At 62.5% G+C, this 14,031-nt stretch carries 13 protein-coding genes; 7 read left to right on the plus strand and 6 right to left on the minus strand.

What is annotated here, in order from left to right; translation table 11 throughout:
• From EV672_RS03345 to xrtB (EV672_RS03370), 6 genes are all read right to left on the minus strand, one after another.
• Positions 1-1,104, minus strand: coding sequence for an acyltransferase family protein (locus EV672_RS03345; RefSeq protein WP_166643430.1), 1,104 nt, complete (start codon positions 1,102-1,104; stop codon positions 1-3).
• Positions 1,094-2,305, minus strand: coding sequence for a glycosyltransferase family 4 protein (locus EV672_RS03350; RefSeq protein ID WP_133606180.1), 1,212 nt, complete (start codon positions 2,303-2,305; stop codon positions 1,094-1,096). The genes EV672_RS03345 and EV672_RS03350 overlap by 11 nt, the downstream gene beginning before the upstream one ends.
• On the minus strand, positions 2,302-3,489 hold the full coding sequence (locus tag EV672_RS03355) for a polysaccharide biosynthesis protein (RefSeq protein ID WP_133606182.1): 1,188 nt from the start codon (positions 3,487-3,489) through the stop codon (positions 2,302-2,304). The genes EV672_RS03350 and EV672_RS03355 overlap by 4 nt, the downstream gene beginning before the upstream one ends.
• A 77-nt stretch (positions 3,490-3,566) precedes the next feature.
• Entirely contained in the window at positions 3,567-4,718 is a 1,152-nt protein-coding gene (gene gmd / locus EV672_RS03360; RefSeq protein ID WP_133606184.1) for a GDP-mannose 4,6-dehydratase, read from the minus strand.
• Between the two features lie 11 nt (positions 4,719-4,729).
• Positions 4,730-5,440: an exosortase-associated protein EpsI, B-type gene (epsI, locus tag EV672_RS03365; protein ID WP_166643431.1), complete on the minus strand. Its 711-nt coding sequence runs from the start codon at positions 5,438-5,440 to the stop codon at positions 4,730-4,732.
• Entirely contained in the window at positions 5,427-6,278 is an 852-nt protein-coding gene (gene xrtB, locus EV672_RS03370) for an exosortase B (RefSeq protein ID WP_133606188.1), read from the minus strand. The genes epsI and xrtB (EV672_RS03370) overlap by 14 nt, the downstream gene beginning before the upstream one ends.
• A gap of 580 nt (positions 6,279-6,858) precedes the next feature.
• Here xrtB (EV672_RS03370) and EV672_RS03375 point away from each other — a divergent pair.
• The 7 genes from EV672_RS03375 to EV672_RS03405 all read left to right on the plus strand — a co-directional run bounded on the left by EV672_RS03375 (position 6,859) and on the right by EV672_RS03405 (position 14,024).
• Positions 6,859-7,632 (plus strand): WecB/TagA/CpsF family glycosyltransferase, encoded by a 774-nt coding sequence (locus tag EV672_RS03375; protein ID WP_133606190.1) that lies wholly within the window; start codon positions 6,859-6,861, stop codon positions 7,630-7,632.
• Between the two features lie 285 nt (positions 7,633-7,917).
• A complete protein-coding gene (gene fcl, locus EV672_RS03380; RefSeq protein ID WP_133606192.1) occupies positions 7,918-8,856 on the plus strand; it encodes a GDP-L-fucose synthase in 939 nt (312 codons plus the stop codon).
• Positions 8,857-8,888: 32 nt separating this feature from the next.
• Positions 8,889-10,310: a chain length determinant protein EpsF gene (locus tag EV672_RS03385; RefSeq protein WP_133606194.1), complete on the plus strand. Its 1,422-nt coding sequence runs from the start codon at positions 8,889-8,891 to the stop codon at positions 10,308-10,310.
• An 11-nt stretch (positions 10,311-10,321) separates the two neighbouring features.
• The gene (locus EV672_RS03390; protein WP_133606196.1) at positions 10,322-11,245 is read left to right on the plus strand and encodes a polysaccharide biosynthesis tyrosine autokinase; all 924 of its coding nucleotides are present in this window, start codon (positions 10,322-10,324) and stop codon (positions 11,243-11,245) included.
• 10 nt (positions 11,246-11,255) lie between these two features.
• The gene (gmd, locus tag EV672_RS03395; protein ID WP_133606198.1) at positions 11,256-12,407 is read left to right on the plus strand and encodes a GDP-mannose 4,6-dehydratase; all 1,152 of its coding nucleotides are present in this window, start codon (positions 11,256-11,258) and stop codon (positions 12,405-12,407) included.
• On the plus strand, positions 12,391-13,323 hold the full coding sequence (xrtB, locus tag EV672_RS03400; protein ID WP_133606200.1) for an exosortase B: 933 nt from the start codon (positions 12,391-12,393) through the stop codon (positions 13,321-13,323). The genes gmd (EV672_RS03395) and xrtB (EV672_RS03400) overlap by 17 nt, the downstream gene beginning before the upstream one ends.
• Positions 13,320-14,024: an exosortase C-terminal domain/associated protein EpsI gene (locus EV672_RS03405; protein WP_133606202.1), complete on the plus strand. Its 705-nt coding sequence runs from the start codon at positions 13,320-13,322 to the stop codon at positions 14,022-14,024. The genes xrtB (EV672_RS03400) and EV672_RS03405 overlap by 4 nt, the downstream gene beginning before the upstream one ends.
• Positions 14,025-14,031 lie beyond the last annotated feature (7 nt).

The following is a 14,031-nucleotide window of genomic DNA, read 5'->3' on the forward strand; positions in this document are numbered from 1 at the left end:
TCACCTCCTGGGCATGAAGCGACGACCGAATTTCACCCCCGGCATCTCGACGGTACGGTGCAGAAACGCAGACACCGCCAAGACGATCACCGTGCAAACCGGCGCGGCGATCGCAAAGCGCTGTGCAGGGCTGAAAGCAGAGAGCCTCCAGTGCTGCTCAAGCCACCACAAGACAGGAAACACCAGGAATATATGGACGAGGTAAATGCCATAGCTCCAGTCCCCCAGTTTTCCGAACACGCGGCGTGAAAAAAACGCAGCCAGTTTGGAGTTCGGTGAACTCAAAAGGTACATGAACAAGGCCAAGAACATCCACACCTGCGGCCGCGAAGTGAGCAAAGAGACCGCCACCAACACCACAGTTGACAGCGCAGCCCCATCCCAACGCGCCCCGCGCACATGCCACGCTGCCACCAGCATGCCCGCCACAAACACATTGAGCTTGAACAGGATCATGCTTGGCTGAACGAAGTGGTACCAGGCGCCAGGCTCGGCATAACGGCCAAAGTAGGCAGGAACCACCCAAGATAGCACTGCGCTGGTCACAACCAATGCGACACGGCCGACGGGATGCTGCCAGGCCCAGGGTGCCATCAAGGGGAAGAGCAGGTAGAACTGCATCTCCAGTGAGAGGCTCCAGTCCGGCAAGGGCACCGAATTGACCAGCGACGGGATCAAACCAAAGGCGAAGGTCAGGTGCGCGACGACCCCAGGCCAGCTGGCCAGCCCCGTCATTTCCTCGTAGGCAACGGCATGGGGGCCGTGCAGGGCCTGGTGCCACTGTGTGCGCAGCTGGTCCCACTCCGCGGCCACCGGTGCACAAGCAAGCAGCGTCAGGTAGTAGAGGGGCGCGATCCTGAAAAATCGCCCCAGATAAAAAATCCAGGCGTTGCGCACAGTGCTTGCTGCGCCCAGTGTCTTGCGGGTCGTGTAAACCATCAAGAAACCCGATACCAGCATGAAGCAGTCCACAGCCGAACCTGGGGTGGCCAGCACAGGTACATGCCAATCGCAGAAACCCGACAGGTGCCCCAAGAACACCCACATGGCCAGTCCAGCGCGCAGGGCGTCCAGGTATGCCAGCTTGGCGTTTTCACCGCTCATGCAATGCCTCATAAACAGCTGTCACTTGTCGATCCCAGGTCAAACGGCTCGCTTGATCCAAAGCAGCACGGAACATGGTGCTGCGGTCCGCATCGCTTTTGGCGGCATGAGCCACGATCGCATCAGCCAGTGCACTCACCAGATCAGCCCGGCTTTTACCTTGGGAATGCACGATCACACCACATTGGTCATTCACGAAACAGGCTGGCCCCCCCAGGTCCAGACAGATCACCGGCAAGCCGCGAGACAGAGACTCCAACACCACATTGCCACTCGAGTCGTGCAGGCTCGGGAACAAAAACGCATCGGCTTCTTGGTAGAGCTGCATCAACTCTGACTGGGGCACGCGGGCGCGCAACTCGAACCGATCGCCCAACCCGTTCCTGGCCGCTTGTGCGAGGATCACCTCGCGCAGAGGCCCGTCCCCCACCGCCAGCAACGCCACATCCGCCCCGCGTCTGACTGCCTCGGCCAAAGCATCCACGGCGAGATGCAGCCCCTTGAATGGGATGAGACGACCTGCGAAAAGAAAGCGCGTGCGTGCTTGCGCTGGGCGCGTTGGACGCTCCACAACAGCAGGGGCGCCGATCTCCATGCAGACCTTGGCCTTGCGCGCCAAGTGGGGCGGCAAGAACTCTGCCGTGTCCTGGGTCTTGCAAAAGATGTGCTCAGCGCGCGCGAGGGCAAACTGGGTGAGCGGATCCACCTTGAATGACCAGAGCACCAAATCTCTCAGTGTTTCCTTCAGGCGCTGCTTGACGGGCAAACCGGAGAAAAAGCGGGCAGGCGCCCGTTCACCGCCGCCCAAGGGCCCGACGATGAAGCGCGCACCCAGCATGCCCAGCCAGCTGGGATATCGGATCGTGCCCCAAGTCAAATGGTGAACCACATCAAAACGCTCGCGCCGGTGCAGTGCTTTTGCGAACGCAAGCACCTTCCATTGCCACCAAGCGTAGTAAATCTGACTGTCCAGGTGCGCTCGCGTGAAGGTGCCAGCAAGCGGGTCAACACCGAAATAAACCACCTTCAAGTTCGGCTGAGGGCATGAAGCCAAAGCCCGCTCCACATCGTCTTTGAACCAGGCATGGGTGAGCACGGTCACATCGTGGTGCTTTGCCAAGATCTGTGCCCAATGCCAGCCCACGCCGCATTCAGAGCCAAGGATGGGAGAGTAGGCAAATGCAGACAAAAGGATTTTCATGCTCGCTGCTCCTTGGCGACGCAGCGCAGGTCTCGGCGAAACGCCACAACATGCCACAGCGCTGGCACCAAAACGCCAATGTTGGAAAGCCAGACCGCGCCCAGCAATCCCCACTGAGGGATCATCACAGGCGCCAATGAAAACGAGAGGACGGTTCCCACGACATAGGCCCAGAAAACCTGTTCAGTGCGCCGAATGACCAAAGCGCCAGCCTGCGACACCAGAGTGAACATCGTCAGCAACTGCCCCACCGCTGCATGAGGCAACAGCGCCACCGCTTCACCAAAGCGCGCCCCAAACAACAGGTCCACAAGCACCTGACCAAACCCCACGAGCACCACCATGATCAACACAGACAAGCCCAGAATCCAGGAGGCGGACTTCCACAGATACGCCTGCAATGCCTCGGCGCCACCCTCTTGAAACTTGCGCGCAGCCGCGATGGGCAGATGGTTGCCCAACGCCTGTCGGATGACATTGAGTCCATTGAGGATGGACCCTGCTGCGTTGTACTGAGCCACCCAGATCGGCTTGCCCCACTCCGCAATCTGGAAGGGCACGAGCATGAACGAGCCAAACATGAACAGCTGACTGAAGCACACCCAACGGGACTCCCGCCAATGCTCCGTAGCGGCGCTTCGCGTTGCGGGCCAATTGGGCCAATGGGCATGGCGAGCCCCGAGAGGAAGGCTGACATAGACCAGCCAGGCCGACACGAAGAAGGGGACGGAGGCAAGCAGCAACAGCAAGGCGAGCGGTGCCGTCTCATCGGCGAACCAACCCCACCAAGCCGCCACCATCAGTTGCCCGCCATAGGCCAGACCGTCCAGCGCACTCACTCGCCGCATTCGGCCCAACACAAAGAGCATCCGCCTCATGGTTTCCTGCAGCAAGAAGGCAGACGTGAAGACCGATGCTGCCACTGCCACAGCCATCGACGGCAAGTATCGCAAAGCCACGCCCATGAAGAGCAAGGCCACCACAGGCCAGCCAAGAAACTGCAACAGCAGCACCTTCTTGAGGCGCGCGCCCCACGCCTCTGCGGATTCACCGACCGCCGCAATGGCCAGAGGTTGCGTCAGGTACGACCGGTGGATGGCGCTGACGAACCACAACAGGATGGTTGTCAACCCATAGGCAGAGAAATCGTCCAGCGTGACGCAGCGCGCAACGAGCAACGTCATCGTGAAATTCCCCGCCGACACCAGGACCTGGTCGCCCAGAGCCCAAATCGCAGGCGACCTGAGCACGCGCACCCAGCTCACTCGTGGTAGTCGTAGGCTTGAAACCCGGCCTGCTTGACCAGGTTGTCGCGCTTGGCCGAGGTGTAGTCGCTGATGACCATCTCCTTGACCAGCTCGGCCAGGGTGGTCTTGGGCGTCCAGCCCAGCTTGGCCTTGGCCTTGCTCGGGTCGCCCAGCAAGGTCTCCACCTCGGTCGGGCGGTAGTAGCGCGGGTCCACCTTGACGATCACATCGCCCACCTGGCACTTGGCCAAGATTTCGGCTTCGCCCTTGGCGTTGGTGATGGGCTCGATCTTCGTGACGCGGCCCACTTCGGCCTCGCCTTCGCCTTCGAAGCTCACCGTCACGCCCAGCTCTTTCGCTGCGAACTCCACGAACTGGCGCACGCTGTACTGCACGCCGGTGGCGATGACGAAGTCTTCGGCGTGGTCCTGCTGCAGCATCAGCCACTGCATTTCCACGTAGTCACGCGCGTGACCCCAGTCGCGCAGCGCGCTCATGTTGCCCAGGTACAGGCAGTCCTGCAGGCCCAGCGCAATGCGGCTGATGGCGCGGGTGATTTTGCGGGTGACGAAGGTCTCGCCGCGCACCGGGCTCTCGTGGTTGAACAAGATGCCGTTGCAGGCGTACATGCCGTAGGCCTCGCGGTAGTTCACCGTGATCCAGTAGGCGTACATCTTGGCCACGGCGTAGGGGCTGCGCGGGTAGAAGGGCGTGGTCTCCTTCTGCGGGATTTCCTGCACCAGGCCGTAGAGCTCGGAGGTGGAGGCTTGGTAGAAGCGCGTCTTCTTCTCCAGGCCCAGGATGCGGATGGCTTCGAGCAGGCGCAGCGCGCCCAGGCCATCGGCGTTGGCGGTGTACTCGGGCTCTTCGAAGCTGACGCCGACGTGGCTTTGCGCGGCCAGGTTGTAGATCTCGTCAGGCTGGACTTTCTGGACGATGCGCACCAGGGAGGTGGAGTCGGTCAGGTCACCGTAGTGCAGCACGAAGTTGCGGTTGTTGACGTGCGGGTCCTGGTAGAGGTGGTCGATGCGGTCGGTGTTGAACAGCGAGGAGCGGCGCTTGATGCCATGCACCTCATAGCCCTTGCCCAGCAGGAACTCTGCGAGGTAAGCGCCGTCCTGCCCTGTCACGCCCGTGATCAGGGCCACTTTATTTTTCTGATTCATGGTGAGTTACATCAGCTCCGGCCGAAGAGGCGCGGACGTTGCTCAGGAGACATCGCACGCTCAAGGTCGCGCATGAACTCCTGCTGGAGGTTGAACTGCTCGGCCTCGTCTGCACCGAACGATGAGATGCGAACCAGGAATCCGTCCACGATCATGCCTTGCAGTCCATAACGAATCTGCTGGAGCTTGCGGCTCAGTCCTGGCGTCGCCGCAGAGTCGTGCAGCGTCACCCAGTAAGTGATCGGCTCATGGAGGCCACCCCGGTCAGCAGCCAAACGAATCACTTCGATGCCATGACCATTCAACTCCAACCGCCCCTTGCCGCGCTCATTCACAACGAATCCTTGCGCCCGGTAGCAGAACTCGGGGCGATGCGCCGCGGTGTTCCATGAGTTCTGGTTCTTGCCGTACGCCAAGGCCAGCATCATGGATTGGCCCTTGCTGTTCGTGTAAGTCGCATTCAAGGTTTGTGAATAAACCTGCTTGAGGGTCGCTTCCACGGTGGGGTCAAAGATCACCGCGGGTCCAGACCGATTGACGCGCCAATCTCCGAACTGCTCCGGCAGCAAGGTTGGCATGGCGATGGGTGAGAGCTCCTCGGCGACAACGCGACGGGGCTTCATCCATTCGGACAGACCGAGCGCGCACAGCATCAATGCTGCAGCAACCAGCACCGCCACAGGCAGCTTGAATCGGTGAAGTGTTCGATCAGCGATGGCCACGAGCGCCTCCTTCGTCATCAACGAAACGTGCGAGCACCCTGTCAAAACCGTAGGTCAAAACCAGCGCCACCATGAACAGCACCATCCCTGCAAAGTCATGCGCAAAGCCTTGCCCCGCCTCATCGCCGTAGTAGTAGGTGATCAACACCAGAACGATGACCCGCGTGATGTTCGAAATGAATGAGATCGGCACGATCATGATGGCCAGCGCGATGTTGCGCGCACGGGACTTGTAAGCCATCAGGTTCATGTACAGCAGACCGAGCGCTTCCAACGTGAACAGGGAGTTCAAACCCGAACAGGCGTCCGCGACAAGCAGCTGGTACTGGCCGATCGTGAGCGTGACGCCCGTGCGCGCAATGGGGTAGCCCAATTGGTGAAGGATTTCCTCGGCAACCACGGACACTGCGCTCTTGAGAGGCATCGTGATGGCTTGAACAAGCGAGCCGGGCAGCGGCACAACAAACAACAAGAATGCCAGCGGAAACCATGCAAGCTTCAATGCACGCTCGCCCTGGAGCAAAACCAAGCCACCAGCCAGCACAAGGATCTGACTGAACGTCTCAATTTCGATGACCGACTGCGACCGGCCCACAACGAACATGGTCAGCGCCGATCCGATGAGGGCGAAACCGAGCCATGGCGCAGGTTGCGGATTGCCGTCAAAGATCTCGTCCTTCTTTGTCCAAAGCAGCCATGCAGATGCCGCCAGGATGAGCGGCCCGTGACCTTGCTCATCGGTGGACCAGACGGTGTGGGCCAGCTGGATGTAGGTGCCGGCGTACAGCGCAACAAACGCCAGCATGAACACAACGATGGCAGGCAGCGCCTGGAACATGCCAGCAGCGCGGTGGACGCGATCGCGGTCAGAGTCAGGTGGGTGTGCAGGGACGGTCATCGGAGGCAATAGGCGAGGGGAAGGCAAGGCAAGGGCGGACAGTCAATCCGTCCCCCTGCGCCTGTAGAACGCCTTTCATTGTGGCGCATACCGCCCATAAGTTCCGTGCAACGGCAGCAATTGGGGAAGAACGCCAGCCGCACCCCTGCACCCACGGGGTGCCGCACAACCTCGCACCGAGTGCGCCCCCTCCAACGTCACCGGGCCTCGGTGCGTTTTGCCCGAACCAGGGGAACTCCCGCAGCCCCAAAGTGCGCTCACTGACGCTTTGTGACATTTCACACCGCGCTTGGGGGGATCATCCGACGGACCGAGCGCTTTCCCTGAACTTTGGCGAATAACGCGACTCGTAAACTTGCTTCCATGGCTCGTCGGTCCGGTGACCGATGGCAACACCAGCATCCCCGAGGTGGGTGGTATGAGACATCCTGATCCCAATTTTGGTTACCCGACACTGTCTCTGACCGAACGCGAACGTATGCTCGCGGGCGTCAAACAGACCACTCCTAGCAAGGCCTTCATGCGTCGCGGCGCAAACGTTCTCGACTCGCACATCGATGCTGCCTCCTGGGAGGAAGCCATCTCGCGCATCGCGGGATGGGCTGCGCATCGTCAGTCGCGTTTCGTGGCGCTGTGCAATGTGCACTCTGTCGTCACGGCCAGCCAGGAAGCCGAGTTCAACCACGTGATCGCACAGGCCGACCTCGCGCTGCCCGATGGCGCGCCGGTGGCCTGGGCCCTGCGCCGCGAAGGCTTCCCCAACCAGCAACGCATCAACGGGCCCGACCTGATGTGGCGCTACCTGGGTGTGGCGGAGCAGCTGGGCCAGTCGGTGTTCTTCTACGGCAGCAGCAACGACACCCTGGACCGCCTGATGGTCCGCATCAAAGCCGCATTCCCGAAACTGAAAATCGTCGGCCTGGAGTCGCCCCCCTTCCGCGCGCTGACGGCCGAAGAGGACCAAGCCTACGTTGACCAGATCAACAAATCAGGCGCCCATGTGGTGTTCGTCGGCCTGGGTTGCCCCAAGCAGGAAGGCTGGATGGCCAGCCACCGCGGTCGCATCAAAGCCGTGATGCTGGGCGTCGGTGCCGCTTTCGATTACCACGCAGGCACCATCGAGCGCGCCCCGCTGTGGATGCAAAAGATCGGCATGGAATGGCTGCACCGCCTGATCAGCGAGCCGCGTCGGCTGGCCAAACGCTACGCCGTGACCAACAGCGTGTTCATCTACCGCATGGCGAAATCCATGTTGTTGGGTCACAGCACTTCGCAGCACGAAGAAACACGCTGACACGCAGGGCTTCCGGCACGCGCCGGGCTTGCCGCCACACAACGCCGCTCGATGAGCGGCGTTTTTCATGGCACGTTGAACTGCACCACCCCGCTTGAGGGCGCCGAGATCGGGGCCTCTGCATCCCGCGCAGGGCAGTCGAAGTGTCATCTTCCGTCGATACACTCGCCGCCAGAGTCCTTTCGGACTATCCTGAGACCCGCCCATCCAAGGGGTAACCCGGGAACCTCGCCGGGTTTTCGGGCTCAGAGAGGGGCCCTTCAGGATTCAACCGCAAACGCAGACATGCTCCCAAATTCCAAGATTTTCGTGGCCGGGCACAAAGGCATGGTGGGTTCAGCCATCGTGCGCCGACTCCAGGCCGCCGGCTTTGCGCAGGTCATCACACGCGATCGCAGCGAACTCGACTTGCTCGACCAGCGCGCCGTGCACGACTTCATCCGCGCCGAGCGCCCCGACCACGTCTTCATCGCCGCAGCGAAGGTGGGTGGCATCCAGGCCAACAACGTCTATCGCGCCGACTTCCTCTACCAGAACCTCGTCATCGAGGCCAACCTGATCCACGCCTGCCATGTGGCTGACGTGCAGCGCCTGATGTTCCTGGGCTCCAGTTGCATCTACCCGAAGATGGCGCCGCAGCCGCTCAAGGAAGACTACCTGCTGACCGGCCCGCTGGAGCCCACCAACGAGCCCTATGCCATCGCCAAGATCGCCGGCATCAAGCTCTGCGAGGCCTTCAACGCCCAGCACGGTCGCCAGTACATCAGCGTGATGCCGACCAACCTCTACGGCGTCAACGACAACTACGACCTGAACAACAGCCACGTGCTGCCAGCGCTCATCCGCAAGGCCCACGAAGCCAAGCATCGCGGCGACAAGAGCCTGGTCGTCTGGGGCACGGGCACGCCCATGCGCGAGTTCCTGTATGCCGATGACCTCGCCGATGCCTGCGTGTTCCTCATGCAGCAAGGCTACGACGGCCCGCTCGTCAACATCGGCACGGGCACCGACGTGACCATCCGCGAACTCGCCGAAACGGTGGTCAAGGTGGTCGGCTTCCAGGGCGACCTCAGCTTCGATGCCAGCAAGCCCGACGGCACGCCACGCAAGCTGATGGACGTCTCCCGGCTGCATGGCCTGGGCTGGCAGGCCCGCACCGGGCTGGAAGATGGCATCGCGCTGGCCTACCAGGACTTCCTGGCGCGCCACCCCGATTCGCACTGATCTCATTCGATCGCACTGAAGCAGGACCCCCCATGTCGCTTGAATATGTGTTTGCCGTGCTGCGGGCACGCTGGCTGATCGCCACCATCACCCTGGTGGCCGTGTTCGGCGCAGTGGCTGCCTATACCTGGATGATGCCGCGCAAGTACATCGCCACCTCCTCGGTGGTGCTGGACATCAAGAACCCCGACCCGATCGCCGGCGCGGCTCAGGCAGCCATGGGCTCGCCCACCTACATGCTCACGCAGATCGAGGTGATCACCAGCACGCGGGTGGCCGAGAAGGCCGCGCGCATCCTCAAGCTGGACCAGGTGCCCGAGTTGCGCGCCAACTGGCAGAAGTCCACGGGCGGCATCGGCAGCTTCGAAGCCTGGGTGGCCAACGTCATCAAGGCGGGCCTGGAAGCACGTCCGCTGCGTGGCTCCAACATCATCACCTTCATCTACACCTCGGAAGATCCGAAGTTCGCGGCGGCCGCGGCCAACGCCTTCATGCAGGCCTACCTGACCACGGCGGTCGAGTTGCGGACCAACCCGGCCAAGCAGTTCAACGAAGAGTTCGACGCCAAGGCCAAGGAACTGCGAGAGAAGTACGAAGCCGCACAACGCCGCTTGTCGGCGTTCCAGCAGGAGCAAGGCCTGGTGGTGACCGATGAACGCGTGGACATCGAAACCAACCGCCTGAGCGCCCTGTCGGCCGACTACCTGCAAATGCAAGGCGTCATGGCCGATTCGAACAGCCGCCAGAGTGCTGCTCGCTCCAGCCCCGACCAGTCGCCCGACGTGATCTCCAACAGCACAGTGTCTGGCATCCGCAGCGACATCATCCGCCAGGAAGCCGCGCTGGAACAGCTCAGCTCGCGCCTGGGTGACCAGCACCCGCAGGTCATCGAACTGAAAACCAACCTCGCCGAACTGCGACGCAAGCTGGACACCGAATCCAAGCGCATCGTGGGCAGCGTCTCGGTGGCCAACAACGTGACCTCCGCCCGCCTGGCCCTGATGAAGGCCGCGCTGGACGAGCAGCGCACCAAGGTGCTCAAGCTCAAGTCCATCCGCGACGAGGCCTCCATGATCCAGCGCGATGTGGAACTCGCCCAGCGCTCGCTGGACGCCGTGACCGTGCGCATGCAAAACGCCACCCTGGAAAGCCAGGCACCGCAGGCCAGCGTGGCGCCGCTGGAATACGCCACGCCGCCAGGTGGCCCGAGCAGCCCGCGCGTGGGCTCCAACCTGGCACTGGGCGGCGTGCTGGGCCTGGTCATGGCCATCGCCCTGGCCTTCCTGATCGAGCTCTTCGACCGCCGTCTGCGCACCGCCACCGACATCGAGGCCCTGCTTCTGCTGCACAGCATGGGTTCGGTGCCTCGCTTCAAGAACAAGCCCGCCAAGGCCGGTGGCCTGGGCAGCCGCCTCCGTTTGGGCAAGCCGGCCCTCAACGCCCCCGCCCCGTGAGTGGAGCCCGCATGAACCCAGCATCCCAAGCCAACGAAGTCGCACACGCCCTGGAAGTGGCCCGCCAACACACGCAGGGCGGCTCGGGCAAGGCCGATGTCAACGCGTCCATGGGCGACATCCTGCGCCGCACCAAAGGCCTGTCGGCCGAGCAGGTCAACCAAGCGCTCGAGTACCAGACCAGCAAAGGCGTGCGCTTCGGTGAAGCCGTCGTGGCGCTTGGTCTGGCCAAGCCGGAGGACGTGTTGTGGGCTCTGGCCCAGCAGTTCCACTACCCCTACAACCCGCAGCAGGCCGAGCACCGCCTGAACGAAGAGTTGGTCGTGGCCAACGACCCGTTCAGCCCCCAGGTTGAAGCCTTCCGCGACCTGCGCACCCAACTCATCCCCTTGATGATGGGCGACGAGCAGCAACGCCACGCCATCGCAGTGGTCAGCGCCGAAGTGGGTGACGGCAAGACCTTCATCACCGCCAACCTCGCAGCCGCATTCAGCCAGTTGCCGGGGCGCACCCTGCTGGTGGACGCAGACCTGCGCACACCGCGCATGCACGAGCTGTTCGGCGTTGAGCCGGGCACGGGCCTGTCGGGCATCCTGGCCGGTCGCGCCGAGCCCAACGTCATCAAGCCGGTCGAGCACCTGCCCAACCTCTACATGCTGCCGGCCGGCATCGTGCCGCCCAACCCGGCAGAGCTGCTGCAGCGCGCCTCGTTCAGCCTGCTGATGAAAGAGCTGCTGGAGAAGTTCGATTACGTGTTGGTGGACACCCCTGCTGCCTCGCTGGGCTCAGACGCGCGCGTCATCGCTGGGCACTGCGGTGCTTGCATGGTCGTGGGTCGCAAGAACAAGAGCCGCACGCCCGCTGTGCAAAGCCTTGTCAAACAGCTGACCAAATCGACCGTCAAGATCAGCGGTTTCCTGATGAACGACTACTGAGCGCCACACCATGCAAACACCAAAGAAGGTCGCCCTGATCACGGGCGTGACCGGCCAAGACGGCGCCTACCTCGCCGAGTTCCTGCTGGGCAAGGGCTATGAGGTGCATGGCATCAAGCGCCGCTCCTCGCTGTTCAACACCGACCGCATCGACCACCTCTACCAGGACCCGCACGTCAACAACCGCAACTTCGTGCTGCACTACGGTGATCTGACCGACTCCACCTCCCTGGTGCGCATCGTGCAGAAGGTCCAGCCTGACGAGATCTACAACCTGGCCGCGCAAAGCCATGTGGGCGTGAGCTTCGAAGAGCCCGAGTACACCGCCAACGCCGACGGCCTGGGCGCGCTGCGCCTGCTCGAAGCCATCCGCATCCTGGGCCTGGAGAAGAAGACGCGCTTCTACCAAGCCTCGACCTCCGAGCTCTACGGCCTGGTGCAAGAGATCCCGCAGAAGGAGACCACGCCTTTTTACCCGCGCAGCCCGTATGCCGTGGCCAAGATGTACGCCTACTGGATCACGGTGAACTACCGCGAGGCCTATGGCATGTACGCCTGCAACGGCATCTTGTTCAACCACGAGAGCCCGGTGCGCGGCGAGACCTTCGTCACCCGCAAAATCACCCGCGCCATCAGCCGCATTGCGCTGGGCCTGCAGGACTGCCTGTACCTGGGCAACATGAGCGCGCTGCGCGACTGGGGCCACGCCCGCGACTACGTGGAAATGCAGTGGCTGATGCTGCAGCAGGACCACGCCGATGACTTCGTCATCGCCACCGGCGTGCAGTACAGCGTGCGCCAGTTCGTGGAGTTCGCAGCGAAAGAGCTGGGCGTGACGGTGACCTTCGAAGGCGAAGGCGAGGCCGAAGTGGGCCGCGTCACGAAGATCGAGCCCATCACCAACGCCAAGGGCGAAGCTGAAATCCTGGCCAAGTGCCAGGTGGGCGACGTCATCGTCAAGGTGGACCCGCGCTACTACCGCCCCACCGAGGTCGAGACGCTGCTGGGCGACCCGAGCAAGGCCAAGGCCAAGCTGGGCTGGACGCCCAAAACCACCCTGGCCGAGCTGGTCAAGGAGATGGTCATCAGCGACTACACCTCGGCCAAGCGTGACAACCTGGTCAAGCAAGCAGGGTTCCAAGCCTATGACTACCACGAGTGATGTGAGCGGCGTGCCCGCCACCAAGCCCGCCCCCCAGTTGCTGCCCCTGGCCAGCAATGTGGTGGTGCTGATGCTGGGCCTGTTCGGCATGTTCGCGCTGACGCTCCATGACCTGTTCTTCAGCGTCGATGCCGGCCTGTGGAACAAAGACGAGCACAGCCACGGCCCCATCATGCTGGGCCTGGCCATGTGGCTGATGTACCAGCGCTGGCAAGAGTTCGACGGCAAGACCGATGGCACCGCCCCCGGCGCCTGGCTGGCCTGGGTGATGTTCACCATCGGTGTCGTTTTCTACGTGCCGGGCCGTGCGCTCAACATCATCTACTTTGAAGTCTTCGCCTTCCTGCCCATGATCATCGGCGTGGTCGCCCTCATCGGCGGCTGGCCCTTGCTGAACAAGCTGAAGTTTCCGCTGTTCTTCCTGGTCTTCATGGTGCCCATCCCTGGCTTCGTGCTCGACCCCATCAGCCACTTCGTCAAGCTGCACATCTCGGTCACCGTCTCCGAGATCCTGTGGTGGCTGGGCTACCCCATCTCCCACACGGGCGTGGTGCTGAGCATTGGCCAATACCAGCTGCTGGTGGCCGATGCCTGCGCCGGCATGCGCACCCTGTTCATGCTCGAAGCCATGGGCATCTTCTACCTCAACGTGGTGCGCCACAGCTCGATGCTGCGCAACGTCATGCTCGCGCTGCTGATCGTGCCCATTTCCTTCCTGGCCAACATGCTGCGCGTGCTGTTCCTGGCACTGCTGACCTACCACTTCGGTGACGAGGTCGGCCAGGGCTACCTGCACGGCTTCGCCGGCATCGTGCTGTTCGTCATCGCGTTGGTGCTGACCATCTCCACCGACGGCCTGCTGCGCTGGATCTCTGACAAGCGCAGCACGCCTGCACCCCAAGGAGCCGCATCGTGATCTTCAAGCCCCTGACGCTGAAGCCCGCCGTGCTGCTGGTCAGCCTGGCCATCATGTTGGGCTCGGTGGCCGTTGCACAGCACCTCAAGCCCAGCAAGTACTGGGCAGACCACACGGGCGAGCCCGACTACGAGAAGCTCATCCCCCACCGCTTCGGCGAATGGGAAGAGGTGCCCTACGCCAACCGCGGCGTGGTCAACCCTGTGCAGGAAGAGAACCTGCGCCGCATCTACAGCCAGACCTTCGCGCGCACCTTCGTGCACAAGCCCACGGGCCGCGGCATGATGCTGTCGATCGCGTACGGCCGCGACCAGACCAACGACACGCAGCTGCACACGCCCGACCAGTGCTACCCCTCGCAGGGCTTCCGCGTGGAAAAGCGCGAAGACATCGATCTGGCCTCGCCGGTCGGCCCGCTCAAGGCGGTGCGCCTGGTCACCATGCTGGGCACCGAGCGCAAAGAGCCGCTGACGTACTTCATCCGCGTGGGTGATGCCGTGACGCGCGGCTCCAAGGAACGCAACCTGGAGCGCATCAAGCTGGCCCTGCGCGGCTATCTGGTCGATGGCACGCTGTTCCGCGTGTCCGAAGTGACCCGCCGCGAAGACCCGTTCCCGCTGCAAGACCAGTTCATCAACGACCTGCTCAAGGCCATGCCCGCGAACGACCGTGGCTACATCGTCGGCCAGCGTGAAAGCTGAGCCAAAG

This window comes from Aquabacterium commune, from assembly GCF_004362855.1.
Taxonomy (GTDB): Bacteria; Pseudomonadota; Gammaproteobacteria; order Burkholderiales; family Burkholderiaceae_C; genus Aquabacterium; species Aquabacterium commune.